The 26,617-nt window shown below is 72.1% G+C and carries 20 protein-coding genes; 15 read left to right on the top strand and 5 right to left on the bottom strand.

The genetic code is table 11. The features are described from left to right. Positions 1–62: 62 nt before the first annotated feature. Positions 63–956, top strand: a complete 894-nt coding sequence (locus AC5L3C_RS10030) for an IS982 family transposase (RefSeq protein WP_493648522.1) — start codon at positions 63–65, stop codon at positions 954–956. Between the two features lie 284 nt (positions 957–1,240). Here AC5L3C_RS10030 and AC5L3C_RS10025 read toward each other — a convergent pair whose 3' ends face one another. Together AC5L3C_RS10025 and AC5L3C_RS10020 are read right to left on the bottom strand one after the other, a co-directional pair. Next, a complete protein-coding gene (locus AC5L3C_RS10025; protein WP_493648520.1) occupies positions 1,241–1,960 on the bottom strand; it encodes a glycerophosphodiester phosphodiesterase in 720 nt (239 codons plus the stop codon). Positions 1,961–1,980: 20 nt separating this feature from the next. After that, entirely contained in the window at positions 1,981–3,048 is a 1,068-nt protein-coding gene (locus tag AC5L3C_RS10020; protein ID WP_493648518.1) for an adenosine deaminase, read from the bottom strand. 121 nt (positions 3,049–3,169) lie between these two features. Between AC5L3C_RS10020 and AC5L3C_RS10015 the strand changes: the two genes are divergently transcribed. After that, positions 3,170–4,075 carry a hypothetical protein gene (locus AC5L3C_RS10015; RefSeq protein ID WP_493648516.1) on the top strand — a complete coding sequence of 302 codons (906 nt, stop codon included), beginning with the start codon at positions 3,170–3,172 and terminating at the stop codon, positions 4,073–4,075. Here the strand turns inward: AC5L3C_RS10015 and ybiA are convergent, their stop codons facing one another. Further along, positions 4,076–4,657, bottom strand: coding sequence for a riboflavin biosynthesis intermediates N-glycosidase (gene ybiA / locus AC5L3C_RS10010; RefSeq protein ID WP_493648514.1), 582 nt, complete (start codon positions 4,655–4,657; stop codon positions 4,076–4,078). Positions 4,658–4,878: 221 nt separating this feature from the next. On the opposite strand from ybiA, the gene AC5L3C_RS10005 reads away from it, so the two are divergent. From AC5L3C_RS10005 to AC5L3C_RS09975, 7 genes are all read left to right on the top strand, one after another. After that, complete coding sequence (locus AC5L3C_RS10005; protein WP_493648510.1) at positions 4,879–6,414, top strand: gamma-aminobutyraldehyde dehydrogenase; 1,536 nt, start codon at positions 4,879–4,881, stop codon at positions 6,412–6,414. A gap of 48 nt (positions 6,415–6,462) precedes the next feature. Then, a complete protein-coding gene (locus AC5L3C_RS10000; protein WP_125503971.1) occupies positions 6,463–7,710 on the top strand; it encodes a polyamine ABC transporter substrate-binding protein in 1,248 nt (415 codons plus the stop codon). A 4-nt stretch (positions 7,711–7,714) separates the two neighbouring features. Further along, positions 7,715–8,887 (top strand): ABC transporter ATP-binding protein, encoded by a 1,173-nt coding sequence (locus AC5L3C_RS09995; RefSeq protein WP_493648508.1) that lies wholly within the window; start codon positions 7,715–7,717, stop codon positions 8,885–8,887. Next, entirely contained in the window at positions 8,887–9,819 is a 933-nt protein-coding gene (locus tag AC5L3C_RS09990) for an ABC transporter permease (protein WP_493648506.1), read from the top strand. The genes AC5L3C_RS09995 and AC5L3C_RS09990 overlap by 1 nt, the downstream gene beginning before the upstream one ends. Continuing rightward, on the top strand, positions 9,820–10,620 hold the full coding sequence (locus AC5L3C_RS09985; RefSeq protein ID WP_493648505.1) for an ABC transporter permease: 801 nt from the start codon (positions 9,820–9,822) through the stop codon (positions 10,618–10,620). Positions 10,621–10,656: 36 nt separating this feature from the next. Then, positions 10,657–12,075: an NAD(P)/FAD-dependent oxidoreductase gene (locus AC5L3C_RS09980; protein WP_493648504.1), complete on the top strand. Its 1,419-nt coding sequence runs from the start codon at positions 10,657–10,659 to the stop codon at positions 12,073–12,075. A gap of 84 nt (positions 12,076–12,159) precedes the next feature. Further along, on the top strand, positions 12,160–13,974 hold the full coding sequence (locus tag AC5L3C_RS09975) for a chitinase (RefSeq protein WP_493648503.1): 1,815 nt from the start codon (positions 12,160–12,162) through the stop codon (positions 13,972–13,974). On the opposite strand, the gene AC5L3C_RS09970 is transcribed toward AC5L3C_RS09975, so the two are convergent. Then, the gene (locus AC5L3C_RS09970; protein WP_493648501.1) at positions 13,913–14,551 is read right to left on the bottom strand and encodes a phosphatase PAP2 family protein; all 639 of its coding nucleotides are present in this window, start codon (positions 14,549–14,551) and stop codon (positions 13,913–13,915) included. The genes AC5L3C_RS09975 and AC5L3C_RS09970 overlap by 62 nt on opposite strands. A 45-nt stretch (positions 14,552–14,596) precedes the next feature. On the opposite strand from AC5L3C_RS09970, the gene AC5L3C_RS09965 reads away from it, so the two are divergent. Next, positions 14,597–15,409: a tetratricopeptide repeat protein gene (locus tag AC5L3C_RS09965; protein WP_493648500.1), complete on the top strand. Its 813-nt coding sequence runs from the start codon at positions 14,597–14,599 to the stop codon at positions 15,407–15,409. A 360-nt stretch (positions 15,410–15,769) separates the two neighbouring features. Here AC5L3C_RS09965 and gabT read toward each other — a convergent pair whose 3' ends face one another. Then, positions 15,770–17,104, bottom strand: coding sequence for a 4-aminobutyrate--2-oxoglutarate transaminase (gabT, locus tag AC5L3C_RS09960; RefSeq protein WP_493648498.1), 1,335 nt, complete (start codon positions 17,102–17,104; stop codon positions 15,770–15,772). A 238-nt stretch (positions 17,105–17,342) separates the two neighbouring features. Between gabT and AC5L3C_RS09955 the strand changes: the two genes are divergently transcribed. The 5 genes from AC5L3C_RS09955 to AC5L3C_RS09935 all read left to right on the top strand — a co-directional run bounded on the left by AC5L3C_RS09955 (position 17,343) and on the right by AC5L3C_RS09935 (position 26,533). Further along, on the top strand, positions 17,343–19,748 hold the full coding sequence (locus AC5L3C_RS09955) for a type IV secretory system conjugative DNA transfer family protein (RefSeq protein ID WP_493648497.1): 2,406 nt from the start codon (positions 17,343–17,345) through the stop codon (positions 19,746–19,748). A gap of 143 nt (positions 19,749–19,891) precedes the next feature. Continuing rightward, positions 19,892–21,457: a PucR family transcriptional regulator gene (locus tag AC5L3C_RS09950; protein WP_493648496.1), complete on the top strand. Its 1,566-nt coding sequence runs from the start codon at positions 19,892–19,894 to the stop codon at positions 21,455–21,457. A 190-nt stretch (positions 21,458–21,647) separates the two neighbouring features. Further along, complete coding sequence (locus tag AC5L3C_RS09945) at positions 21,648–22,622, top strand: alpha/beta fold hydrolase (RefSeq protein WP_493653803.1); 975 nt, start codon at positions 21,648–21,650, stop codon at positions 22,620–22,622. A gap of 169 nt (positions 22,623–22,791) precedes the next feature. Next, positions 22,792–24,237 (top strand): aldehyde dehydrogenase family protein, encoded by a 1,446-nt coding sequence (locus AC5L3C_RS09940; RefSeq protein ID WP_493648495.1) that lies wholly within the window; start codon positions 22,792–22,794, stop codon positions 24,235–24,237. A 346-nt stretch (positions 24,238–24,583) separates the two neighbouring features. Beyond that, positions 24,584–26,533, top strand: a complete 1,950-nt coding sequence (locus tag AC5L3C_RS09935; RefSeq protein ID WP_493648493.1) for an acyl-CoA dehydrogenase family protein — start codon at positions 24,584–24,586, stop codon at positions 26,531–26,533. Positions 26,534–26,617: the final 84 nt, after the last annotated feature.

Here is a 26,617-nt window from a genome sequence, read left to right as displayed (position 1 = left end):
CGAGTCATTCCGAATGCTGACGGTGCGTCCGGGAACACAGACAGGGCGTCCAAGATCGATCTGTGACGAATGACCTGGACGCCCTGCTGACCGCACTGTACGTGAAGATCGATGACGAGATTGGAGATACCCGATGGCTGGGCCGCCCGCCGCGATTGACGGACTCCGAACTCGTCTGCCTCGCCGTCGCCCAGGCCATGCTGGGTTTCGCCTCGGAGTCCAGATGGCTGCGGTTCGTCCACTCCCGGCTGGGCGCGATGTTCCTGTACGTGCCGAAGCAGCCGGGCTGGAACAAGCGGCTGCGGGCAGCGTTGCCGCTGGTCAAGCGCGTGATACGACTCCTTGCAGCGGACACCGACTTCTGGTTCGACAACCACTGGATCATCGACTCGACCCCGGTGGAGTGCGGCCGCTCGCGGCCCACGGTGAAGCGGTCGGACATGGCCGGCTGGGCCGGATACGGATACTGCGCCAGCCACTCGCGGTTCTTCTGGGGCCTGCGGCTGTACCTGGTGTGCACCCCGACCGGCATGCCGATCCTGTGGGCCTTGGCCAACCCCAAGCTGGACGAGCGCGAAGTGCTGATGGCGATGCTGGATCGCGAGCCGGACGCGGTCACCGGCCGGCCCGGCCTGCTGTTCATCGCGGACAAGGGCTTCGCCTCCAAGGAGTTCGAGGCCGATCTGGCCTTGCGCGGGGCGGCGTTGCTGCGGCCGTCGTTCAAACGGGAGAAGCGCCGCGCGGGCGAGTCGCTGCTGAAGTCGGTGCGGCAGCTGATCGAGTCGGTGAACGACACCCTCAAGGGCCAGCTCGACCTGGAACAACACGGCGGCCGGACCTTCGAGGGCGTCGCTACCCGCGTCGCTCAGCGCGTCCTCGCGCTGGCTGCGGCGATCTGGCACAACCACAAGACCGGACAGCCGGTCATGCGATCCCTGATCGCCTACGACCACTGATCACATCGGAATGACTCGTCTAGTGCCGCGGCAGCCAAGGGCCGCCCCGTCGCGACGTCCGGCACGCCCTCTCGCCGCGCCGGCAGAAACCCCACGTACGTCCCGTACACGGGCTTCCGGCCGGCACACCGAGAGCACGCACCGGACGCCGCTCCTTGACGGGCAGACCTTGGCTGACGCGGCACTGGCCGGGGTCCGTCGTCCGGATCACGCCGCTGACGCGGGTCCTCACGGTGCCGGCAGGGCGCCGCCGGTGTCCGGCCGCGTGATCCGGACGACGGACCCTAGCGACGGGCGGGCGCGGCCGCGTCGGAGCGCGCCCCGGCGTCGCGCAGGGCGCACAGGGCGTCGATGCGGTTGGTGGTGATCGAGTCCACGCCCATGGCCAGCAGCCGGCGCATGGAGCGGCGGGTGTCCGGGGTCCAGACGGACAGCAGATGGCCCTCGCGGTGGACGCGTTCGGCGAGGGCCCGGTCGACCAGGGTGAAGCGGTAGTTCAGCCAGCGCGGGCGGACCGCCTCCAGCAGGCCGGCGCGCGGCGGGGCCAGACTGGTCCAGGTGAGGGCGATCTCGGCGGACGGGTCCGCCGCGCGCACCGCGAGCATGGCGGGGGCACCCGCGCAGTAGTACACGCGGTCCTGGGCGCCGCTGTCGCGCACGACGTTCACGACCCGGCGCGCGGCGCGCAGGTCCGGTGTGCCGGGCAGGTCGATCATCACCCGGCGGCCGGCCGTCGCCGCCAGCGCGTCCGCGAGGGTGGGCACCCCGCCGTCCGTCACCCCGCGCACCTCCTCCCACGACAGCGACAGCAGCGGGCGGTCGTGCTCCCACAGCCGCTTCAGGGTGCCGTCGTGGAGCAGCACCGGCACACCGTCCCGGGTGAGCCGTATGTCGATCTCGACCGCGTCCGCGCCCCGGCGGAGCGCGGAGTGCAGCGAGGCGAGGGTGTTCTCGCGGACGCGGTAGGGGTCGCCGCGGTGGGCCACGGCGGTCACGTTCTGCATGGCGGACCTTCGCGGGGCGGTCAGGAGGCGAGCCAGGAGGCGGTGTAGGTGTCGATCTCGGCGGCCAGCCGCCGCTTGCCGGCGGCGTCCAGGAACGACGTCTCGACCGCGTTCTTCGCGAGGGCGGCCAGGCCCTGTTCGTCGAGACCCAGCAGCCGCGCGGCGACCGCGTACTCGTTGTTGAGGTCGGTGCCGAACATCGGCGGGTCGTCGGAGTTGATCGTCACCAGGACTCCGGCCCGGGTGAACTCCTTGATCGGGTGCTCGTCGAGCGTGGTCACCGCGCGGGTGGCGATGTTCGAGGTGGGGCACACCTCCAGCGCGATGCGCTGCTCGGCCAGGTGCTGGAGCAGCTTCGGGTCCCGCGCGGAGCTGGTGCCGTGCCCGATGCGCTCGGCGCCCAGCTCGTTGAGCGCGTCCCACACGGTCTCCGGCCCCGTGGTCTCGCCCGCGTGCGGCACGGAGTGCAGTCCGGCGGCCACGGCACGGTCGAAGTACGGCTTGAACTGGGGGCGGGGCACGCCGATCTCCGGCCCGCCCAGGCCGAAGGAGACCAGGCCCTCGGGGCGCAGCCGGTCGTCGGTGGCCAGGCGCGCGGTCTCCTCCGCGGACTCCAGGCCGGCCTCGCCGGGGATGTCGAAGCACCAGCGCAGTACCGTCCCGAACTCGGTCTCGGCCGCCTTGCGCGCGTCCTCGATCGCGTCCATGAAGCCGCGCTCGTCGATCCCGCGGCGGGTGGAGGAGAACGGGGTGATCGTCAGCTCGGCGTACCGTACCTGCTGCCGTGCCAGCTCACGGGCCACCTCGTAGGTCAGCAGCCGGACGTCCTCTGGGGTACGGATCAGGTCGACGACGGACAGATACACCTCGATGAAGTGGGCGAAGTCCGTGAAGGTGAAGTAGTCGGCCAGGGCCTCGGGGTCGCTGGGGACCTTGGAGTCGGGGTGGCGCGCGGCCAGCTCCGAGACGATACGGGGGGAGGCGGAGCCGACGTGGTGCACGTGCAGTTCGGCCTTGGGGAGTCCGGCGATGAAGGCGTGCAGGTCGCGGACCGGCGCCGCGGTGGCCGTGTCGAGGTGGTCGGTCAAGGTTCCTCCCCGGGAACGGCGTCCCGCGGGCCATGTGGCGGGCGGGACGCGGGTGATCGGCTGATCGGTGTTCGGGGATCATCGTAGGCCCGGCGCGCACGACGGCGGGACGGGCCGTAGCATGACGGGACGTCCGAAGGAGGGGGCCCAGGGCATGGGCGACGACGCGCAGACGCCTCAGGCACGGGAACAGGCCACGGGTGGCACGCCGCCCGGCGACCCGCACGCACCCGCCGCGTGGCCGGCACCGGCCGACGGCGGTGCGCGGGACGCCGAACCACAGGACGGCTCCCAGGTGGACGTGCGGACGTCCGTCACCCGCGCCCCCGATCCCTGGGCGCCGCCCGCGGACCGTACGCAGGTGTCCGGCCCCGGACCCGACGCCCCGCGTCCCGCGGGCGGCGGCCCGGGCGAGACCGTCGTGGCCGGTGACTCCCCGGCATGGCCCGGACCCGCCGCTCCCACGGCGCCCTCCGGGGCCTCCTCCGCCCCGCCGCCCCCTTCCGTACACGACCAGCAGACGGTGACGTCCTTCCCGGCGCCGGGCGGCGGCCCCGCGCAGCCCCAGCCGCAGCCGTGGGCGGGCCCGTCCGCTCCGGTGCCGCCCCCCGCGCCCGCGCCCGCTCCCGCGGCCAGCCCGTTCGCGCCCATGGTCGGCGGTGAGCCCGTTCCGCCGCCGCCCGTCGGCCCCGAGGGGCCGGGCCAGGTCCCGTACGGCTATCCGGGCGCCGCGTACGGCGGTGCCCCCGCACCGGGGTACACCGGATGGTCCGGGACGGCACCGGTGCCGAGCAACGGGCTGGGCGTCACCGCGCTGGTGCTCGGCATCATCTCGGCCGCCGTCTTCTGCCTCTGGCCGTTGGCCATCCTGCTGGGCCTGCTGGCCCTGATCTTCGGCGGGATCGGCCGGGGCAAGGCCCACCGGGGCGAGGCCACGAACGCGGGTCAGGCCCTGGCCGGCATCATCTGCGGCGCGGTGGGAGCCTCCCTGGGCATCGTCTTCGCCGTCATCGTCACCCTTACCTAGCTAGGGTCTGTCCTGGGCGGCCCGGAGCCGCCGCCGGGCTTCCATCAGGGCGAAGCCCAGCAGATTCGACCCGCGCCACCGCCCGGGGTCCTCCGCGCGCTCGTCGTCCGCCGTGAGGCCGATGCCCCACACCCGGTCCTTGGGGCTCGCCTCGACCAGTACCCGGTCCCCGGTGTTCAGCAGGAACTCCCGCAGGCCGGCGTCGGCCGCGAACTTGTGCACGTTGCCCTCGACCACGATGGAGAACCGCTCCCGGCGCCATACGTCCTCGTCGAAGCCCTTCACCAGCCGCCCGGCCTTCTGCGCCCGTGCGGGATGCCCCGCCGCCAGCACCCGCCGCTCGCCCTCCGGGTCCGCGAACAGCCGGGCCTTGGCCGCCATCATCCAGTGCTCGGCGGTCGCGTACTCCACCCCGTCCACCGTGAACGGCGACGGCCACCACTGGCTCAGACAGCCCGCCCCGATCCGGCCGTCGGACAGCGCCGTATGCCGCCAGAAGTGCACGTACTTGATCCGCGTCCCGGCCGCCAGCGCCTCGATCAGCGCCTCCCTGGAACCGACCGCCTCCGTCGTCCCGCTCATCGCCGCCCCCTGATCTCCTCCATGCACGCGAGTCTGGCAGGGGCCACTGACAGTCCGCCCTGCCTTTTCCGTGGCGGCTCGACACTCGGTCGACAGATTCCGTTGCGTAACCAAAATTCAACAACGGAATCCCTTGTTGGCGTCTCGTTGCTCTGTCAGGATCGGCACTCAAATCGAGCTGGAGCCACGCCGCCCCCCTCGGGGACACGGAGGAGAGCGACATGCACAACCCGGGCCGCACCACCCCGGAACGATTTCCCGCGCAGGATCGGTTCGCCGACGGCGCGCAGTTCATCGCGGGCCGCCCCGCGAAGGGCACCTCCGGCGGAAGCCACGCGGTCGTCGACCCGGCCACCGGCGCGGAGGTGTACACCTACGAGCTCGCCGGCGCCGACGACGTCGACGCGGCCGTAGCCGCCGCCCGCGAGGCCTTCCCGGCCTGGGCGGGCGCCACCCCGGGCGAGCGTTCCGACGCCCTGCACCGGTTCGCCGCCGTGGTCGCCGACCGCGCGGAGGACTTCGCCCGCGCGGAGTCGCTGCAGTGCGGCAAGCCCCTGAAGCTGAGCCGCGAGTTCGACGTGCCGGGCACGGTCGACAACATCGCCTACTTCGCCGGCGCCGCCCGCCACCTCCAGGGCCAGTCGGCCGGCGAGTACTCCGGCGACCACACCTCCTACGTCCGCCGCGAGCCCATCGGCGTCGTCGGCTCCATCGCCCCCTGGAACTACCCCCTCCAGATGGCCGCCTGGAAGATCCTCCCGGCGATCGCCGCGGGCAACACCATCGTGCTCAAGCCCGCCGAGCTCACCCCGCTGACCTCCCTGCTCTTCGCACAGGCCGCGACCGACGCGGGCATCCCGGACGGCGTGATCAACATCGTCACCGGGACCGGCAAGGAGGCCGGTGAACACCTGGTCGGCCACCCCGACGTGGCCATGACCTCCTTCACGGGCTCCACCGCCGTCGGCAAGCGGGTCGCCGGGATCGCCACCGCCACCGTCAAGCGCCTCCACCTCGAGCTCGGCGGCAAGGCCCCCTTCCTCGTCTTCGACGACGCCGACCTCGACGCCGCCGTCAACGGAGCGGTCGCGGGCGCGCTGATCAACACCGGCCAGGACTGCACGGCCGCCACCCGCGCCTATGTACAGCGCCCGCTCTACGAAGCATTCGTCGAGCGCACGGCCGCCCTGATGGACACCGTCCGGCTCGGCGACCCCTTCGCCCCCGGCACCGACCTCGGCCCGCTGATCTCGCACGCCCAGCGCGACCGCGTCGCCGGATTCGTCGACCGGGCGCGCGCCCACGCGCGCGTGGTGACCGGCGGCGAAACACCCCTGGGCGAGCTGGCGGACGGCGCGTACTATCGCCCCACGCTCATCGCCGACGCGGCGCAGGACAGCGAGGTCGTGCAGTCCGAGATCTTCGGTCCGGTGCTGGTCGTCCTGCCCTTCGACACCGACGACGAGGGCATCGCGCTGGCCAACGACACCCCGTACGGACTCGCCGCCTCCGCCTGGAGCCGGGACGTGTACCGCACGGGCCGGGCCACCCGCGAGATCAAGGCGGGATGCGTGTGGATCAACGACCACATCCCGATCATCAGCGAGATGCCGCACGGCGGGTACCGGGCGTCCGGCTTCGGCAAGGACATGTCCGCGTACTCGTTCGAGGAGTACACGCAGATCAAGCACGTCATGTTCGACAACACGGCGGTGGTCCGCAAGGACTGGCACCGCACCGTCTTCGGGGACCGATAGCAGCCAGGCCGCCCGACCGCGGCCACCTCCCGAAAGGTCACCACGCGCATGGAGCAGTACGAGCCCGACCGCCTCTCACCGGCCCAGGAAGCCGCGATACGGCGCAGTTTCCGCACCGGCAGGGCGGCCCTGACCCGCCGTTCGCTGCTGCGCGCCTCCGCGGGCGGCGCGCTCGCGGTGGGCGGACTCGGCGCGCTGAGCGCCTGCGGCATCCCCGCCGCCGGGAACACCCAGGGCGGCGTCCCGGCGGAGGACCACTCGAAGGAGGAGAAGACCGTCAGCTTCTCCAACTGGACCGAGTACATGGACGTCGACGACAGCGGCCGCAACCACCCCACCCTGGACGCGTTCACCGAACGCACCGGCATCAAGGTCAAGTACACCGAGGACATCAACGACAACACCGAGTTCTTCGGCAAGATCAAGCCGCAGCTCGCCGCGGGCCAGGACACCGGCCGCGACATCATCGTCCTCACCGACTGGCTCGCCGCCCGCCTGATCCGGCTCGGCTGGGTGCAGAAGCTGGACCCGGCCAACCTCCCGAACGCCTTCACCCACCTCTCCGCCCAGTTCCGCGACCCCGACTGGGACCCGGGCCGCGCCTACTCCTACCCCTGGCAGGGCATCTCCACGGTCATCGCCTACAACAAGAAGGCGCTCGACGGCGTCGAGGTGAAGACCCTCTCCGACCTGCTGGACAACACGAAGCTCAAGGGGCGCGTCGGGCTGCTCACCGAGATGCGCGACACCATCGGGATGACCCTGCTCGACCAGGGCAAGGACCCGGCGGCGTTCGTGGCCGACGACTACGACGCGGCGGTGGCCCGGCTGCAGAAGGCCGTCGACAAGGGGCAGATCCGCCGCTTCACCGGCAACGACTACACCGCCGACCTGGCCAAGGGCGACTTCGCCGCCTGCCTCGCCTGGGCCGGGGACGTGGTCCAGCTCAAGGCCGACAACCCGGACATCGACTTCGTGATCCCGGACAGCGGCTACATGACCTCCAGCGACGCCATGCTGATCCCCAACAAGGCGCGGCACAAGACGAACGCCGAGCGGCTGATCGACTACTACTACGAGCCGCAGCCGGCCGCCGAACTCGCCGCCTACATCAACTTCGTCTGTCCGGTCGACGGGGTGAAGGACGACCTCGCGAAGATCGACGAGGACGCGGCGAACAACCCGCTGATCCTCCCCGACAAGGCCATGCAGGCCAAGTCCCGTGCCTTCCGCTCCCTGAGCTCCGAGGAAGAGACGGAATTCGAAGAGAAGTTCGCGAAGCTCACTGGGGCGTGACGAGATGAAGACCACGACCGACACCACCGCGGCCGGCCACGGCGGGGACGTCCGCCTCACCGGCATCAGCAAGACCTACGGCTCCTTCACGGCCGTGCACCCGCTCGACCTGACCGTGCCGCAGGGCTCCTTCTTCGCGCTGCTCGGCGCGTCCGGCTGCGGGAAGACCACCACCCTGCGCATGATCGCCGGCCTGGAGGAGCCCACCGCGGGCACCGTCCACCTCGGCGACCAGGACGTCACCGCGCTCCCGCCGTACAAGCGGCCGGTGAACACGGTCTTCCAGTCCTACGCCCTCTTCCCGCACCTCGACATCTTCGAGAACGTCGCCTTCGGACTGCGCCGGCGCGGCATCAGGAGCGTGAAGAAGCAGGTCGAGGAGATGCTGGAGCTGGTCCAGCTCGGCGAGCAGGCCCGCAAGAAGCCGCACCAGCTCTCCGGCGGCCAGCAGCAGCGGGTCGCGGTGGCCCGCGCGCTGATCAACCACCCCAAGGTGCTGCTCCTGGACGAGCCCCTCGGCGCGCTCGACCTGAAGCTGCGCCGCCAGATGCAGCTGGAGCTCAAGCGCATCCAGACCGAGGTCGGCATCACCTTCGTGCACGTCACGCACGACCAGGAGGAGGCCATGACCATGGCCGACACGGTCGCGGTGATGAACGCCGGCCGGGTCGAGCAGCTCGGCTCGCCCGCCGACCTGTACGAGAACCCGCGCACCACGTTCGTCGCCAACTTCCTCGGCACCTCCAACTTCATCGAGGCCGAGGTCGACACCGCCTCCGGCGACGAGATCGTGCTCAAGGCGGGCGGCGGCAAGCTGGTGCTGCCCGGGGCCCGCAACAGCGCGCCCACGACGGCCGGCGGCAAGGTGCTCCTCGGGGTGCGCCCGGAGAAGATCGCCCTCACCCACGCCGAGGACGCCGGCGGGATACCGGAGGGCCGCAACCGGATCACCGGCAAGATCGCCGACTCCAGCTTCATCGGCGTCTCCACGCAGTTCGTCGTCGACAGCCCGGTCTGCTCCGACTTCGAGGTCTACGTCCAGAACGTCGACCGCGATCCCCGGCTGCTGCCCGGCGCCGAGGTCGTCCTGCACTGGAGCCCGGCGCACACCTTCGGCCTCGATGCCGCCCAGGACATCGACGCGGGTGTCGAGACGGTCGAGGAAGAGGTCGCCTGATGACCACGGCCACCGAGGCGCCACCCCTGGCGCCCGCCCCCGAGACGAAACCCCCGCGGCCGCCGCGCAGGCGGGGCCGCTGGACGCCGTACTGGCTGCTGCTGCCCGGCCTGCTGTGGCTGGTGGTCTTCTTCGCGCTGCCGGTGATCTACCAGGCCTCCACATCCGTGCAGACGGGCTCCCTGGAGGAGGGCTACAAGGTCACCTGGCACTTCGCCACCTACTGGGACGCGCTGTCGGAGTACTGGCCGCAGTTCGTCCGCTCGGTGCTCTACGCGGCCTCGGCGACGGTGCTGTGTCTGCTGCTCGGCTACCCGCTGGCGTATCTGATCGCCTTCCGCGCGGGCCGCTGGCGGAATCTGATCATGATCCTGGTGATCGCGCCGTTCTTCACCAGCTTCCTGATCCGCACCCTCGCCTGGAAGACGATCCTCGCGGACGGCGGACCGGTGGTCGACGCCCTCAACACGCTGCACGTTCTGGACGTCACGGCGTGGCTCGGCTGGACCGACGGCGACCGGGTGCTCGCCACCCCGCTGGCGGTGGTGTGCGGTCTGACGTACAACTTCCTGCCGTTCATGATCCTGCCGCTCTACACCTCGCTGGAGCGCATCGATCCCCGGCTCCACGAGGCGGCGAACGACCTCTACGCCAAGCCGTCGACCACCTTCCGGCGGGTCACCTTCCCGCTGTCGATGCCGGGCGTGGTCTCCGGCACGCTGCTGACCTTCATCCCGGCGTCCGGCGACTACATCAACGCGGATCTGCTCGGCTCCACCGACACCCGCATGGTCGGCAACGTCATCCAGTCCCAATTCCTGCGGATTCTCGACTATCCGACGGCCGCGGCACTCTCGTTCATCCTGATGGCCGCGATCCTCGTCATCGTCACGCTCTACATCCGCAAGTCCGGCACGGAGGATCTGGTTTAAATGGCCTTCGTTCACTGGCTCAAACGCCGTCTCGTCGTCCTCGCGGGACTGTTCACCCTCGCGTATCTCCTCCTGCCGAACGTCGTCGTCACCGTGTTCTCCTTCAACCATCCGAAGGGGCGGTTCAACTACACGTGGCAGGAATTCTCCACCGAGGCGTGGAAGGACCCCTGCGGCGTCTCCGGGCTGTGCGCGTCCCTGTCGCTCAGCCTCCAGATCGCTCTGTGGGCGACGCTCGGCGCCACCCTGCTCGGCACGATGATCGCCTTCGCGCTGGTCCGCTACCGCTTCCGCGCCCGCGGCGCCGTGAACTCGCTGATCTTCCTGCCGATGGCGATGCCCGAGGTGGTCATGGCGGCCTCGCTGCTCACCCTGTTCCTCAACATGGGCGCCCAGCTGGGCTTCTGGACGATCCTGATCGCCCACATCATGTTCTGCCTCAGCTTCGTCGTGGTCGCCGTGAAGGCGCGCGTGATGTCGATGGACCCCCGGCTGGAACAGGCCGCGCAGGACCTGTACGCCGGACCGGTCCAGACGTTCCTGCGGGTCACCCTGCCGATCGCCGCCCCCGGGATCGCGGCGGGCGCGCTGCTCGCCTTCGCGCTCTCCTTCGACGACTTCATCATCACCAATTTCAACGCCGGCTCGACCGTCACCTTCCCGATGTTCGTCTGGGGCTCCGCCCAGCGCGGAACGCCCGTGCAGGTCAACGTCATCGGTACGGCCATGTTCGTCGTCGCCGTCGTGCTGGTGCTGGCCTCGTTGCTCATCGGCAACCGCCGCGGCCGGCACAAGGCATAGAAGCCACACCGCAGTCCCCCGTAGGGAGTTGACATCATGGCCCCGAGCGCCATGAGCCGTTGGACGCGATCCCTTTCCGAGACCCGGCCCGTGTCCTACTGGCTCGACGACCCCGGCAGGCCCGGACCCGAGCCCGCCCTCACCGGCGCCGAGACCTGCGACCTGCTCGTCGTGGGCGGCGGCTACAGCGGACTGTGGACCGCGCTGCTCGCCAAGGAACGCGACCCCTCCCGGGACGTCGTGCTGCTGGAGGGCCGCGAGGTGGGCTGGGCCGCCTCCGGCCGCAACGGCGGATTCTGTGCCGCCTCCCTCACCCACGGCCTGGCCAACGGGCTGGCCCGCTGGCCCGAGGAGATCCACACCCTGGAGCGGCTGGGCGCCCGCAACCTCGACGCCATCGAGGAGACGGTCGCCCGCCACTCCATCGACTGCGACTTCGAGCGCACCGGTGAGATCGACGTCGCCACCGAGCCGCACCAGGTCCGCGAGCTCGCCGGTCACTACGAGGAGATCCGGGCCAGGGGGCTCGCCGAGGGCATCGAGTACCTGGACGCCGACGCCGTGCGCGACCAGGTGGACTCACCGACCTTCCGGGCCGGCCTGTACGACCGCAGGGGCGTGGCGATGCTCCACCCGGCCAAGCTCGCCTGGGGACTGAAACGGGCCTGCCTGGACCTCGGTGTGCGCATCCACGAGCACACCCCCGCCCTGAGCCTGAAACCGCACGGCGCCGGCATGGCCGTACGCACCCCGTACGGGGCGGTCCGCGCGCGCGGGGTGGCGCTCGGCACCAATGTCTTCCCCAGCCTGGTCCGCCGGGTCCGCGCCTACACGGTCCCGGTCTACGACTACGCCCTGATGACGGAGCCGCTGACGGCCGGACAGCTGGCCTCGGTCGGCTGGAAGAACCGCCAGGGGCTCGGGGACAGCGCCAACCAGTTCCACTACTTCCGGCTCTCCGCCGACAACCGGATCCTGTGGGGCGGCTACGACGCGGTCTATCCGTACGGCGGCCGGGTGCGCGCCGAGTACGACGACCGGCCGGAGACCTACGCCAAGCTCGCCGGGCACTTCTTCACCTGCTTCCCGCAGCTGGAGGGCCTGCGCTTCACCCACGCCTGGGGCGGCGCGATCGACACCTGCTCCCGCTTCTCGGCGTTCTTCGGCACCGCCCACGCGGGGCGGGTCGCCTACGCGGCCGGCTACACGGGACTCGGCGTGGGTGCCACCCGGTTCGGGGCCGAGGTGATGCTGGATCTGCTGGCGGGGGAGCGGACCGAGCGCACGGAGCTGGAGATGGTGCGCGGCAAGCCGCTGCCGTTCCCGCCGGAGCCCTTCGCGTGGGCCGGGATCGCGCTCACCAAGTGGTCGCTGGCCAGGGCGGACGCCCATGGCGGGCGGCGCAATCTCTGGCTGCGGACGATGGACCGGCTGGGCCTGGGCTTCGACAGCTGACGTGCGCGGGGGCTTGACAACCGAATTGGTCTGGACCAAATTGAGCGCGCTCCACCCTCCAATCCCCCATGCCCGGAGGCCCCCGTGGACCGCTCCAGACCTCGCGCGCGGCGTCCCCTCGTCGCGTTCCTCACCGCCACCGCCCTCGCCACGACCGGAATGACCGCGCTCTCCGCGCCCGCCGGCGCCGCCGACGCGGACCTCGCCCGCAACGGCGGCTTCGAAGCCGGCCTCGACGGCTGGAGCTGCACCGCCGGTGAGACCGTGAACTCGCCCGTGCACAGCGGAAGTGCGGCGCTGAAGGCGACCCCGGCGGGCGCCGACAACGCCCGCTGCGCGCAGACCGTCACCGTCGCACCCGACTCCCAGTACACGCTCACCGGCCATGTCCGCGGCAGCTACGTCTACCTCGGCGCGAGCGGCACCGGCACCACCGACGTCTCCACCTGGACCCAGTCCGCCCCCGACTGGCAGCGGCTCACCACCACCTTCCGCACCGGCCCCGGCACCACCCGGGTCACGATCTTCACCCACGGCTGGTACGGCACCGGCGCCTACCACGCCGACGACATCACCCTCGTCGGACCCGGCGGCGGGACAGGACAGCCGCCCGCCCCGCCCACCGGCCTCAAGGCGGGGACCGTCACCGCGACGAGCGTGTCCCTGTCCTGGTCACCGGTGGCCGGCGCCACCGGCTATGCCGTCTACCGCGACGGCACCAAGGTGCGGAGCGTCACCGGCACCTCCGCCACCGTCTTTGGACTGACCCCCGACACGGCGTACGCCTTCCAGGTCGCGGCCGTCAACGACGCGGGCGAGTCGGCCCGTTCGGCCACCGTGACCGCGACGACGAGCGAGGGCGACCCGGGCGGCGGCTCCTCCGACCTCCCGCCCCACGCCCTCGTCGGCTATCTGCACGCCAGCTTCGCCAACGGCTCGGGCTACACCCGCCTGGCCGACGTCCCCGACAGCTGGGACGTCATCGACCTGGCCTTCGGCGAGCCGACCTCGCCCACCTCCGGGGACATCCGCTTCGACCGCTGCCCCGCCTCCGAGTGCCCCGGCGTCGAGAGCGACGCCGAGTTCAAGGCCGCGATCAAGGCCAAGCAGGCGGCCGGCAAGAAGGTGCTGATCTCCATCGGCGGCGCCAACGGACAGGTGCAGCTGGCCACCACGGCGGCCCGGGACACCTTCGTCTCCTCCGTCTCGCGCATCATCGACGCGTACGGACTCGACGGCCTGGACATCGACTTCGAGGGCCACTCGCTCTCCCTGAACGCCGACGACACGGACTTCAAGAACCCGAAGACCCCGGTGATCGTCAACCTGATCTCCGCGCTGAAGACCCTCAAGGCCAGGTACGGCGACGACTTCGTGCTGACCATGGCCCCGGAGACCTTCTTCGTCCAGCTCGGCTACCAGTACTACGGAACCGGCGAGTGGGGCGGCCAGGACCCCAGGGCGGGCGCGTACCTGCCGGTCATCCACGCGATGCGCGACGACCTGACCCTGCTGCACGTCCAGGACTACAACTCCGGGCCGATCATGGGCCTGGACAACCAGTACCACTCCATGGGCGGCGCCGACTTCCACATCGCCATGACCGACATGCTGCTCACCGGCTTCCCGGTCGCGGGCGACGCGGACAACGTCTTCCCGCCGCTGCGCCCCGACCAGGTCGCCATCGGCATGCCGGCCACGACCAACGCGGGCAACGGCCATGTGTCCCCGGCCGAGGTCACCAAGACCCTGGACTGTCTGACGAAGCGGACCGACTGCGGCTCGTACGCGACCCACGGGACCTGGCCCGGCCTGCGCGGGCTGATGACCTGGTCGATCAACTGGGACCGGTTCGGCGGCTGGGAGTTCCAGCGGACCTTCGACGGCTACTTCGGCTGACCAGCAGCCACAGTCCGGTCAGCAGCACCGCGCCGAGGCACCAACTGGCCGCGACGTCCAGCGGCCAGTGGTAGCCCCGGCGCACCAGCCCGTACGAGGCGCCCAGCACCAGGGCGCCACAGAGCACGACCAGTCCACGGCGTACGGCCGGCGACCGCAGCAGCCGCAGGAGCAGCAGCGTCGCCGCGCCGTACGCCACGACGGCGGTGGCGGTGTGCCCGGAGGGGTAGTAGCCGGTCGCCGGCGGCACGGCCGGGGTGCCCGGTCGGTCGGTCCACTCCTTCAGGGGCGCCACCAGCACCGGCACCAGCACCATCGCCGCGACCCCGGCGAGCGGCGGCAGCCACCACCGCTCACGCTCGCCGGCACGTCCGTGCCACGCGACATACGCCAGCGCGGCCAGCAGGACCGGCACGGCCACCTGCACGTTGCCGAGGTCGGAGAGCAGCTCGGACGCCCGGTCCGGGCGGATCAGGGCCTCGCTCAGCCGCTCGTCGGCATCCACCAGCGGCCCGTCGGTGACGACCTGCCAGGTGATCAGCGCGAAGAGGACGACGGGCGGTCCGAGCAGCAGCATGCCGACCAGCTTCGCAGGTGGGCGGGTCCCGTAGTCTCACCGCCTGTGAAGCTGATACGAACGACACGGGACAGCACCCGCCGCAAGATCTTCGCGCGGCTCGAAGACCTCTTCAAGCAGGGCGAGTACGAAGAGGTCGAGGCCACGGCACGCGCGCTCGTCGAGGGTGCCAGGACCGGATGGCGCAAACGGCCGGTGGCCGAGTGGCAGGCGCGGACGCTGGCCACGATGGCGGCCCTCGCCCACGGGCGCCAGGCGGAGGTGCTGGGCGAGCTGGAGACCCTGATCGCCGAGCTGGCGCCGGTCGACGCCGAGGCGCAGGTGCTGCGGCTGGTGGCGCGCCGCAACCGCGCGGTGGTCCTGGACGGCCAGGACCGGCACGCGGAGGCGGAGAAGGAGGCCCTGGACGTCCTGGGTGACATCGCCCGCCTCGCCCACCTCGTCCCCCTGACGGGGCTCGAGCTGAGCGCTCTGGACGTGCTGGCCGGGGCGCTGTGCGGACAGGGCCGCTTCGAGGAGGCGGAGGCCATCGCCCGCGGCAACCTCCCGCGCGCCACCGACGCCGCCACCACCGGCCTGCGCGCCACGCTGGTGCGCAGCCTGAGCGGCCAGGGCCGGCACGAGGAGGCCCTGGCCGAGTCGCGGGACTTCGCGCCGTCCCCGGCCCGCAAGGACAGCGGACGCCCCGACCTGGTGACGGCCGAGGCGCTGCTCGGTCTGGGGCGCCGCGAGGAGGCGGAGGACGCGGCCCGCCGGGCGCTGTCCGAGTGCGAGCGGCGCCTGCATCCCGCCCATCCCCGTTTCGGCGAGGCCCGCGAGCTGCTGGCCCGTGTCACGGGGGAGGAGCCCGGCCCGTGAACCCCGAAGGGCCAGCGCAAGGGGGGGTATGCACTGGCCCTTCGGGGAACGGCATGCCGTATGAGGTGCCCGGACGGCCGTCCGGACCGGAACGTCGCGCGCCCCGGGGGGTTTGGGGCGGGCGACCGTCCGATCGTGAGGAGATCCGGAGCCCCCGGGCTCCGGTTGTGTGCGCGAGGCACGACCAGGTCGAAGCTGGGGAGGCCCCGGCCTGAGCCGCCCGCAGTCCCCTGTGGGCGGTGTGTTTCTCTCATCCGGGTGCAAAGCTACGGCAGGGGGTGACGCGGCGACAGGGGCGACGGGATCCTGTCATCCACCCCGCACACCTTCTTCACACCCTCTGCCTGCCTCGAGGCCGGCTCAGACGCGGGTGAACGCCTGCTCGATGATGTCCAGGCCCTCGTTCAGCAGGTCCTCGCCGATGACCAGCGGGGGCAGGAAACGCAGCACGTTGCCGTAGGTGCCACAGGTCAGGACCAGCAGGCCCTCCTGGTGGCAGGCCTTGGCCAGCGCGGCGGTCGCCTCCGGGTTCGGCTCCTTGGTGCCGCGGTCCTTCACCAGCTCGATGGCGATCATCGCGCCCCGGCCCCGGACGTCGCCGATGATGTCGAACTTCTCCGCCATGGCGGTCAGGCGGGCCTTCATGACGGTCTCGATGTGCTGTGCCCGGGCGTTGAGGTCGAACTCCTTCATGGTCTCGATGGCCCCGAGTGCGCCCGCGCAGGCGACCGGGTTGCCGCCGTAGGTGCCGCCCAGGCCGCCCGCGTGCGCGGCGTCCATGATCTCCGCGCGGCCGGTGACGGCGGCCAGCGGCAGACCGCCCGCGATGCCCTTCGCCGTTGTGATCAGGTCCGGGACGATGCCCTCGTCCTCACAGGCGAACCACTGGCCGGTGCGGCAGAAGCCGGACTGGATCTCGTCGGCGACGAAGACGATGCCGTTGTCCTCGGCGAACTTCCGGATCGCCGGGAGGAAGCCCTTGGCCGGCTCGATGAAGCCGCCCTCGCCGAGCACCGGCTCGATGATGATCGCGGCGATGTTCTCGCCGCCGACCTGCTTGGACATCTGGTCGACGGCCTGCGCGGCGGCCTCCGGACCGGCGTTCGAGGCACCCGTCGGCCAGCGGTAGCCGTAGGCCACCGGCACCCGGTACACCTCGGGCGCGAACGGACCGAAGCCGTGCTTGTACGGCATGTTCTTCGCGGTCAGCGCCATGGTCAGGTTGGTGCGGCCGTGGTAGCCGTGGTCGAACACGACGACCGCCTGCCGCCCGGTGTACGCACGCGCGATCTTGACGGCGTTCTCGACGGCCTCGGCGCCGCTGTTGAACAGCGCGGACTTCTTGGCGTGGTCGCCCGGGGTCAGCTCGGCGAGCGCCTCGGCGACGGCCACGTAGCCCTCGTACGGCGTGACCATGAAGCAGGTGTGCGTGAAGTCGGCGAGCTGGGCGGAGGCCCGGCGCACCACGGCCTCGGCGGAGGCGCCGACGGAGGTCACGGCGATGCCGGAGCCGAAGTCGATCAGGCGGTTGCCGTCGACGTCCTCGATGATCCCGCCGCCCGCCCGCGCCGTGAACACGGGCAGCACGGAGCCCACGCCCTGCGCGACCGCGGCGGTACGGCGGGCCTGAAGCTCCTGCGACTTCGGGCCGGGGATGGCGGTGACGACGCGGCGCTCCTGCGGAAGTGCGGTCATGCGGGGCTCCTGGGGGGTGTAACGGACGTTTTCCACGTTCTTTTCTCGCAGGCTAGGGCGGCGGGCGAGGGCTGGGCATGCTCCATGTGGGCGTTGTCCGGGGGGCCGGGTTGTCCGTGGTGGACATAGCGGGGGAGACGGCCCGCGGCTCGGCCGCGCAATCGGTGGACTCCACCTGTCGGGGCGTTAGATTGACTCGCTGATGGCGGATGGAGCGGCTGCTCAGGGGGCAGGGGCGATGGACAGGGACGGTACCCAGGACGCACGGGGCGCGCACGCCGGCCCCGTACCGCGCCCGGCGGGACCACAGGACGTACCGAGCGCGCCGCCCCGGCCGGACCGGGCGCCGGGTGTGCCGCCCGTCCCCGCACAGGCGCCCCGGTCCGCGTCCTCCGTCGCGGCCTGGCTCGACACGGCGAGGCCGCCCGCCCGCCCGGGGATCTGGCGGTACGGCCACCGGCCCCCGAAACAGCAGACGGAACGCCCTACTCCGATGACGGCCGCGGGCATGCTCATCCCGGTCGCCGTGGGGCTCCTGGCGTGGTCGTTCTGGAGCAGCGGCACCTTCCCGTTCAAGAGCCGGCTGCTCAGGATCTTCTCGCCGGACGACTGGTGGTACGCGGCGACGCTCGTGCCCAGGCCGGTCGAGGGCTGGGAGGTGAAACTCCCCGGGAAGCACTACCTCCTGGTCGCCGACGGCGTCTTCTTCTGCGCCCTCGTCGTCGCGGTCGGCGCGCTCGGCAGCTGGCGCGCCATCGCCCGCCACTACATGAACCGGGTGTCCCCGGCGGAACGGGTCCTGATCTCCGCCGGTCTCGCCGTCGTCACCCTCAGCTTCGTCTTCCCCGGAGCCTTCTCGGTCCCGTGGTCCGCGGTGCCGATCACCAATGCCGTGCTCTCCCTGACCATTCTGCTCACGAACAGCTACGAGCCGGTGACCTCCCCGCTGTTCACCAACGCGCTCTACACGGTCATCACCTTGCTCGTGCTGTGGCCGTTCGCCCGTCTCGGCGGCTGGGTGCCCTACGTGCGCAAGCTGTTCGCCCCGCGCGAGCCGGCCGCCGCCCCGAAGGCTCCCGAGCTGCCCCGTTCCCAGTGGCCCGCCCTGCGCGACGCCGGACAGTACGAGCCCGCGGACCTGCTCACCGCCGAGGTCGCCGGCGGACGCATGAACGACGTCGACTGCGCCCGCCTCGAGCGCGCGTTCGGCGCCGCCCGCCGCACCGCCGCGCTGGGCGCCTTCCGCGACACCGTCCGGAGCCAGGGCGGCGCGGCCTGGACGCACCCCTCCGGCAAGCGGGACCTGCCGCGCCGCACGGCCCGCCACGACCTGCTCGCCGGGCAGGTGCGCATCGGCCGCTGGGCGGAGCACGAGCACGCGCCGCGGCCGTACCGCAGCGCCGGGGCGGCCCTCGGCCCCGACGTGCTCGGCACCTCGCTGCTCGCCGTCGGCCCCTCCGGGTCCGGCAAGACCCGCACCCTCGTCGAGCCGGTCACCGAGGCGCTCGCCCTCCAGGCGCTCACCAACGGCTGTGCCGTCGTGGCCGTCTCCGCCGCCGGGAGCCCGCTCGGCGCGGACGACTCCTTCGACGTGATCGTGCGGATCGGCGACCCCTCCTCGGTGCACGACCTCGACCCGTACGCCGAGTCCGAGGACCCGGACGAGGCGGCCGAGATCCTCGCCGAGGCGCTGGTGGGCGACCTGGACACGGTCGGCACGCAGAGCGCCGCCACCACGCTCGCGCAGCTGCTCGGACCCTACCGGGCGGCGCACGGACGCTTCCCGGACCTGTCGGAGCTGCGCGCCCTGCTGGAGGGCGACGAGGGGGCGCTGAAGACCCTGTGGGAGGCGCTGGCCCCGACCGGCGACGAGCTCATGCGCCGTGAGCTTCAGGCGCGCGCCCGGCAGACGGGCACGCCGGGCGACGCGGGCCGGGCCCTGGCCGGCCGGCTGGCGCTGCTGGACCGGCCGGTGTTCGCGGGCTTCCTCGGCCGGGGCGGACCGGCCCGCCCCTTCTCCCTGCGTGCCGTCGCCCACCACCCCGTGCGGGTCCGGGTCGACCTGCCCGAGCACGGGCACGAGGAGGCCGGCCGGCTGATCACGCGGCTGGTGCTCGCCCAGTTCCACGCCGTGGTCCGGGTGAGCGGGCGCGCCCACTTCGCCGGCCTGGTCCTGGACGACGCCACCGGCACGGTCACCGCGGAGTCCGTGCGCCGCGTCCAGCGGCTGCGGACGCACAACGCGGGCGTGCTGCTCACCCTGCGGACCATCGGCGACGTCCCCGAGGCGCTGCACGGCCCGCTCTACGGGGCGGTGGGCTGCCGTATGGCCTTCTGCGGCGTCACCACCTGGGACGGCAGCCGGTTCGCGCAGGCCTGGGGCACCGAGTGGGTGGAGACCACGGAGGTGGCCCACCACACCGTCTTCGCCGACCAGCCGATGACGCGGTTCTTCCACGCGGTGCGCAAGCGGGTGACGGGCGAGGCCGTGACGACGGAGGCGGTCACCGTCCGCCAGGTCGAGCGGGAGCGCTGGTCCGCCTCCCAGCTGGCGCACGCGGTGCCGCCCGGGCACGCGGTGCTGTCGCTGACGACCGTCGAGGGCGAGCAGGCGCCCCCGATGCTGGTGGACCTGCGGGGGTGAGTCACCCCCGTCGCCGCCCCGGTGACCGTACAGTCCCGGTGACCGTACAGTGAGGCAGAATTGACACAGGCCGTTCATACGTCGCGGCCAAATGATCACCGTTCTCTCGCACACCCGTCGCAGACCGAAGGCTCAAGGCCCCGATGCCCCCGACGCTCGCCTCGCTCGTCCATCACTCCGCGCTCAGACTGACCGTGCGCGCGGGCGAGGACCGCCTCGACGTGCCCGTCCGCTGGGCGCACGCCAGTGAGCTCGCCGACCCCGTGCCCTACATGGAGGGCGGGGAGCTGCTGCTGATCACCGCGCTCAAGCTCGACGCGGAGGACCGGGAGGCGATGCGCCGCTATGTGAAGCGGCTGGCCGGCGCCGGGGTGGTCGGGCTCGGCTTCGCCGTCGGGGTGCACTACGACGACATCCCCGACGCCCTCGTCGACGCCGCCCGCGCGGAGGGCCTGCCGCTGCTGGAGGTGCCGCGCCGCACCCCGTTCCTCGCCATCAGCAAGGCCGTGTCCGCCGCCATCGCCGCCGACCAGTACCGCGCGGTGACCGCGGGCTTCGCCGCCCAGCGGGAACTGACCCGGCAGGCCCTGGCCGCCGGCCCGGAGGGGCTGCTGACCGTGCTCGCCGCGCAGGTCGACGGGTGGGCCGCGCTCTACGACGCCTCGGGCGCCGTCGTCGCCACCGCACCGGACTGGGCCGTCCGGCGGGCCGCGCGGTTCACCCCGGACGTGACCCGGCTGCGGGAACGCCCCGCGCCCGCCTCCTCGGTCGTGGCCGGACCGGAGCACGAGGACCGGGTCGAACTGCACTCCCTGGGCACCGGCCGGCGCCCCCGCGCGGCGCTCGCCGTCGGCACCGCGGCGGCCCTCGGCACCGCCGAGCGGTACGCCGTCCACTCCGCCATCGCCCTGCTCACCCTCACCACCGAACGCTCCCGCTCCCTGCACGCCGCCGAGCAGCGCATCGGCGCCGCCGTCCTGCGCATGCTGCTCGCCGGCGAGCCGGACCACGCCCGCGCGGTGGCCGGGGACCTGTACGGCACCCTCCTGGACGCGCCCTTCCGCGTCATCGTCGCCGTCGCGAGCGCAGAGGCGGACGGTGACGCCCTCGGGGCACTCGCCGAGGCCGCCGAGTCCGCCGCCGCCCGCGCCGGTGAGGCCGTGCTGATCGTGCCGGAGGGCGACCGGCTGGTCGTCCTGGCCGCCGACGGCGGTGCCGCCGTGGCCGCCTGCTGCGACCACGCCGCCGCGCGGGAGGCGGCCCGCAAGGCTGACGAGGACGGCCTGGTGATCGGTCTGTCCGCGCCCGCCGGGCCGATCGCCGCGTCCGCCGCCTACAAACAGGCCGAACAGGCGCTCTCGGTGGCCCGGCGGCGGGGCCGGGTGCTGGTCGAGCACGAACACATGGCCGCCGGATCCGTGCTGCCGCTGCTCGCCGACGACGCGGTCCGGGCGTTCGCCGACGGGCTGCTGCGCGCGCTGCGCGAACACGACGCCACCGGCCGCGGCGACCTCGTGGCCTCCCTGCGCGCCTGGCTCTCCCGGCACGGCCAGTGGGACGCCGCGGCCGCCGACCTCGGCGTCCACCGCCACACCCTGCGCTACCGGATGCGCCGGGTCGAGGAGATCCTCGGCCGCTCCCTGGACGACCCGGACGTGCGCATGGAGCTGTGGCTCGCCCTCAAGGCCACGGCGACCGAGAACGGCTGAGTGCCGCCGAGAACTACAAGCGCCGGGCCTGTCCCCCATGCGAGCTACGCGAGGGTGTCCACCGTGAGGTGACGATTCCGGACGGCCGCCTCCGTAGCGTTCGGGACACCGCGGCACCCCCGGTCGCGGGGGAGGGGAGACACCGGCGACGCCGGCCGTCTCCCCTCCACGAATCCCACTTCTGGAGGACATTGTGAAGCGCACGATCCGGGCGACCGCTGTGGCCGCGCTGTGCTGTGCCGCGCTGACCGCAGGGCTCGTCGGCTGCGAGACCGACACGCAGTCGGACCCGGAGCCCGCCGCGTCGGAAGGGTCGGGGAAGGCGGACTCGGCGGACAAGGGCAGCGAGAAGCCGGTCACCGGCACCCAGAAGATCCCCGTCGGGGGCCAGTCGGTGAACGTCTCCTGCTCCGGCGACGCGGTGGACGGCAGGCCGGTCGTCGTCCTGATGGCCGGTCTGGGCGACGGCCTGGACAAACTGGCCGGCATCCAGAAGACGCTGAGCGAGAACGGCCGGGTCTGCTCCTACGACCGGCTCGGCGAGGGCGCGAGCGACAAGCCGGCCGGTCCGCAGACCGTGGCCGACAGCGGCGAGGTCCTGACCGCCGTGATCGACCGGGTCGCCGGCGACGCCCCCGTGGTGCTGGCCGGTCACTCCCTCGGCGGACTCATCGCCGCCCGGTACGCCCCCGACCACCAGGACCGGGTCAAGGGGCTGGTGCTGATGGACGCCACCTCGCCCACGACGACCGCCGACGTCACCGAGGTGATCCCCGAGTCGGCCACCGGCCCGGGCGCCCAGGTGCGGGCAGGGGTCGTCGCGGTGAACAAGGGCCAGAACGACGAGAAGCTGACCGTCACCGACGGCGAGGTCCGCTCCGCCGGGGACATCCCCGTGGAGGTCATCCAGCACGGGGTCAAGTACCTCGCCGCCGTCCCCGAGTACGGTCCCGACCTGGAGCAGGGATGGGCCGACGGCCAGCGCAAGTGGCTCAAGGTCTCCAGCAACAGCACGCTGCGCACCGCCGAGAAGAGCGACCACGAGATCTATGTGAAGCAGCCCGACCTCGCCGTCCAGGCGATCGAGCGCGTCACCGAGCAGGCCGCGGGCGGCGCCTCCGCACAGTCCCCGCAGCCGACCCCCACCGTGGAAGCGGGCTCCTGACGGACGGCGGGACGACGCCCGGCGAACACGGGGCGGCTCTTTGCGCCGAAGCGGCACACTGCCGTACGGCACCCGTACGCGCCGGACAAACGCCCGCCCGGTGGGGCGCCCCTACCGTGGGAGCCAGAAACCCATGGACACCCCCTACGCGGAAGGGCCGGGACTCCACATGACTTCCACCCACGCCTTCTGGCTCGCCGGCCGCCAGGCCACCGGCGAGGCCGCCTTCGACGTCACCTCCCCCTGGGACGGCCGGGTGGTCGGCGCGGTGAGCGTGCCGACCGACGCCCAGGTCGAGGAGGCCGTGGCCGCCGCGTACGCCGTACGGGACGAGTTCGCCGCCACCCCCGCCCACGTGCGGGCCGCCGCACTGGACCACGTCAGCCGGCGACTCGCGGAGCGCACCGAGGAGATCGCCCGGCTGATCTCCGCCGAGAACGGCAAGCCGATGAAGTGGGCCCGCGGCGAGGTCGCAAGGGCCGTCTCCGTCTTCCGCTTCGCCTCCGAGGAGGCCCGCCGCTTCAACGGCGGGGAGGCACAGCGGCTGGACACCGACGCCGGCGGCCAGGGACGGCTCGCGTTCACCCGCCGCTTCCCCAAGGGCGTCGTGCTCGGCATCGCGCCGTTCAACTTCCCGCTGAACCTGTGCGCCCACAAGATCGCCCCGGCGATCGCCGCCGGCGCCCCGATCGTCCTGAAGCCGGCGCCCGCCACGCCCCTGTCCGGGCTGATCCTCGGTGAACTGCTCGCCGAGACCGAACTGCCCGCCGGTTCCTGGAGCATCCTCCCGGTCCCCAACGACCGCATGCCCGCCCTCGTGCAGGACGAGCGGCTGCCGGTGATCTCCTTCACCGGCTCCGAGAAGGTCGGCTACGCGATCATGGACTCGGTGCCGCGCAAGCACTGCACCCTGGAGCTGGGCGGCAACGGCGCGGCCGTCGTCCTCGCCGACTACGCGAGCGAGGAGGACCTGGACTGGGCCGCGCAGCGCATCGCGACCTTCTCCAACTACCAGGGCGGCCAGTCCTGCATCTCGGTGCAGCGCGTGATCGCCGACGCGTCGGTGTACGACCGGCTGCTGCCGCGCATCGTCGCCGCCGTCGAGGCACAGGTCACCGGCGACCCCGGTGACGACGCCACCGACGTCGGCCCGCTGGTCAGCGAGGAGGCCGCGCAGCGCGTCGAGGCATGGGTGCGGGAGGCCGTCGACGCGGGCGCCACCCTCCTCACCGGCGGCAAGCGCGACGGCGCCTCCTACGCGCCGACGGTGCTCACCGGCGTACCCGCCGATGTGACGCTCTCCTGCGAGGAGGTCTTCGGGCCCGTGCTGACCGTGCGGAAGGTGGACGGCGAGGCCGAGGCCTTCGCCGCCGTCAACGACTCCAAGTACGGCCTCCAGGCAGGGGTGTTCACCCACGACCTGCAGACCGCCTTCCGGGCCCACCGCGCCCTGGAGGTCGGCGGCGTGGTCGTCGGCGACGTGCCCTCCTACCGCGCCGACCAGATGCCCTACGGCGGCGCCAAGCAGTCCGGCGTGGGCCGCGAGGGCGTGCGGTTCGCCATGGAGGACTACACCTACGAACGCGTCATGGTCCTCACCGGCCTCGCCCTCTAGTGCCCCGACAGGCAACGTTCGCCCCGTCGCGACGCCCGGCACGCACTCTCGCCGCACCGGCCGAAAGCCCAAGTACGTCCAGTACGAGGACTTCCGGCCGGCACGCCGAGAGCACGCACCGGACGCCGCTCCTTGACGGGCAAACGTTGCCTGCCGCGGCACTAGGGGGCGGCCGGTACGAGGCGGGGCCCGGCACCGCTGCGCCCGGTGCCGGGCCCCGGAGTACGCGGCGTCGTCCCAACGGCCGCACAAAGGGTGGTGGGGTCGCTACGAATCGGGTAGATACGAACGGGTAGCACCCGTCAGTAACGAACGACTCCCACCGATTCGCGGCGAGGTGAGCCTCATGTCCGCAGTACCCGAGACACCCCCGTTCCCGTCTCGGCCCACCGTCACCGAACGGGAGGCCCGTCAGGTCGCGGAGGCCGCCCGGGAGCAGGACTGGCGCAAGCCCAGCTTCGCCAAGGAACTGTTCCTCGGCCGCTTCCGGCTCGACCTGATCCACCCCCACCCTCTCCCCGCGGACGAGGACGTCCAGCGCGGTGAGGAGTTCCTCGCCAAGCTCCGCGACTTCTGCGAGACACAGATCGACGGAGCCGCGATCGAACGCGAGGCGCGCATCCCCGACGAGGTGATCACCGGGCTCAAGGAGCTCGGCGCCCTCGGTATGAAGATCGACACCAAGTACGGCGGCCTCGGCCTCACCCAGGTCTACTACAACAAGGCCCTCGCCCTGGTCGGCTCCGCCAGCCCGGCGATCGGCGCGCTGCTCTCCGCGCACCAGTCGATCGGCGTCCCGCAGCCGCTGAAGATCTTCGGCACCCGGGAGCAGCAGGAGTCGTTCCTGCCGCGCTGCGCCCGCACCGACATCTCCGCCTTCCTGCTCACCGAGCCGGACGTCGGCTCCGACCCCGCCCGGCTCGCCACCACGGCCGTCCCGGACGGCGACGACTACGTCCTCGACGGCGTGAAGCTGTGGACCACCAACGGCGTGGTCGCCGACCTGCTCGTGGTCATGGCGCGGGTCCCGAAGTCCGAGGGCCACCGGGGCGGCATCACCGCGTTCGTCGTGGAGGCCTCCTCCGAGGGCGTCACCGTCGAGAACCGCAACGCCTTCATGGGTCTGCGCGGCCTCGAGAACGGCGTCACCCGCTTCCACCGGGTCCGCGTCCCCGCCGCCCACCGCATCGGCGAGGAGGGCCAGGGGCTCAAGATCGCCCTCACCACGCTCAACACCGGACGGCTGTCGCTGCCCGCGATGTGCGTCGGCTCCGGCAAGTGGTGTCTGAAGATCGCGCGCGAGTGGTCGGCGGCCCGTGAGCAGTGGGGCAGGCCGGTGGCACTGCACGAGGCCGTCGGCTCCAAGATCGCGTTCATCGCGGCGACCACCTTCGCCCTGGAGGCCGTGCTCGACCTGTCCTCCCAGATGGCCGACGAGGACCGCAACGACATCCGCATCGAGGCCGCCCTCGCCAAGCTGTACGGCTCCGAGATGGCCTGGCTGATGGCCGACGAACTGGTGCAGATCCGCGGCGGACGCGGCTTCGAGACCGCCGACTCCCTCCGCGCGCGCGGCGAACGCGCGGTCCCCGCCGAGCAGATGCTGCGCGACCTGCGCATCAACCGGATCTTCGAGGGCTCCACCGAGATCATGCACCTGCTGATCGCGCGCGAGGCCGTCGACGCCCACCTCTCGGTCGCGGGCGACCTGATCGACCCGGAGAAGTCCCTCGGCGACAAGGCCAGGGCGGGCGCCAACGCCGGTGTGTTCTACGCCAAGTGGCTGCCGAAGCTCGTCGCCGGACCGGGGCAGCTGCCCGGCTCGTACCACGAGTTCAAACACGGCATCGACCTGTCCCCGCACCTGCGCTACGTCGAGCGCACCTCGCGCAAGCTGGCCCGCTCCACCTTCTACGCCATGTCCCGCTGGCAGGGGAAGATGGAGACCAAGCAGGGCTTCCTCGGCCGGATCGTCGACATCGGGGCCGAACTGTTCGCGATGAGCGCCGCCTGCGTCCGCGCCGAACTGCTGCGCGGCCGCGGCGAGAACGGCCGCGAGGCCTACCAGCTCGCCGACGCCTTCTGCCGCCAGGCCCGCATCCGCGTCGAGGAGCTCTTCGGCCGGCTGTGGACCAACACCGACGACCTCGACCGCAAGGTCGTCAAGGGCGTGCTCTCCGGTACCTACGAGTGGCTCGAGCAGGGCGTCATCGACCCCTCGGACGACGGCCCGTGGATCGCCGACGCCACCCCGGGACCCACCCGGCGGGAGAACGTGCACCGCCCCATCCGCTGACCCGCCCGGCCCAAGGGGGCGTGACCGGCCGCCGGACACGCCCCCGCGCGCGGAACTCCACACGTACCGGCCGCCGGGGCGGGG

The sequence above is a fragment of the Streptomyces speibonae genome, assembly GCF_984686075.1.
The sequence above is the reverse complement of the archived record's forward strand: the minus strand, read 5'-3'. Positions and strand labels throughout refer to the sequence as shown.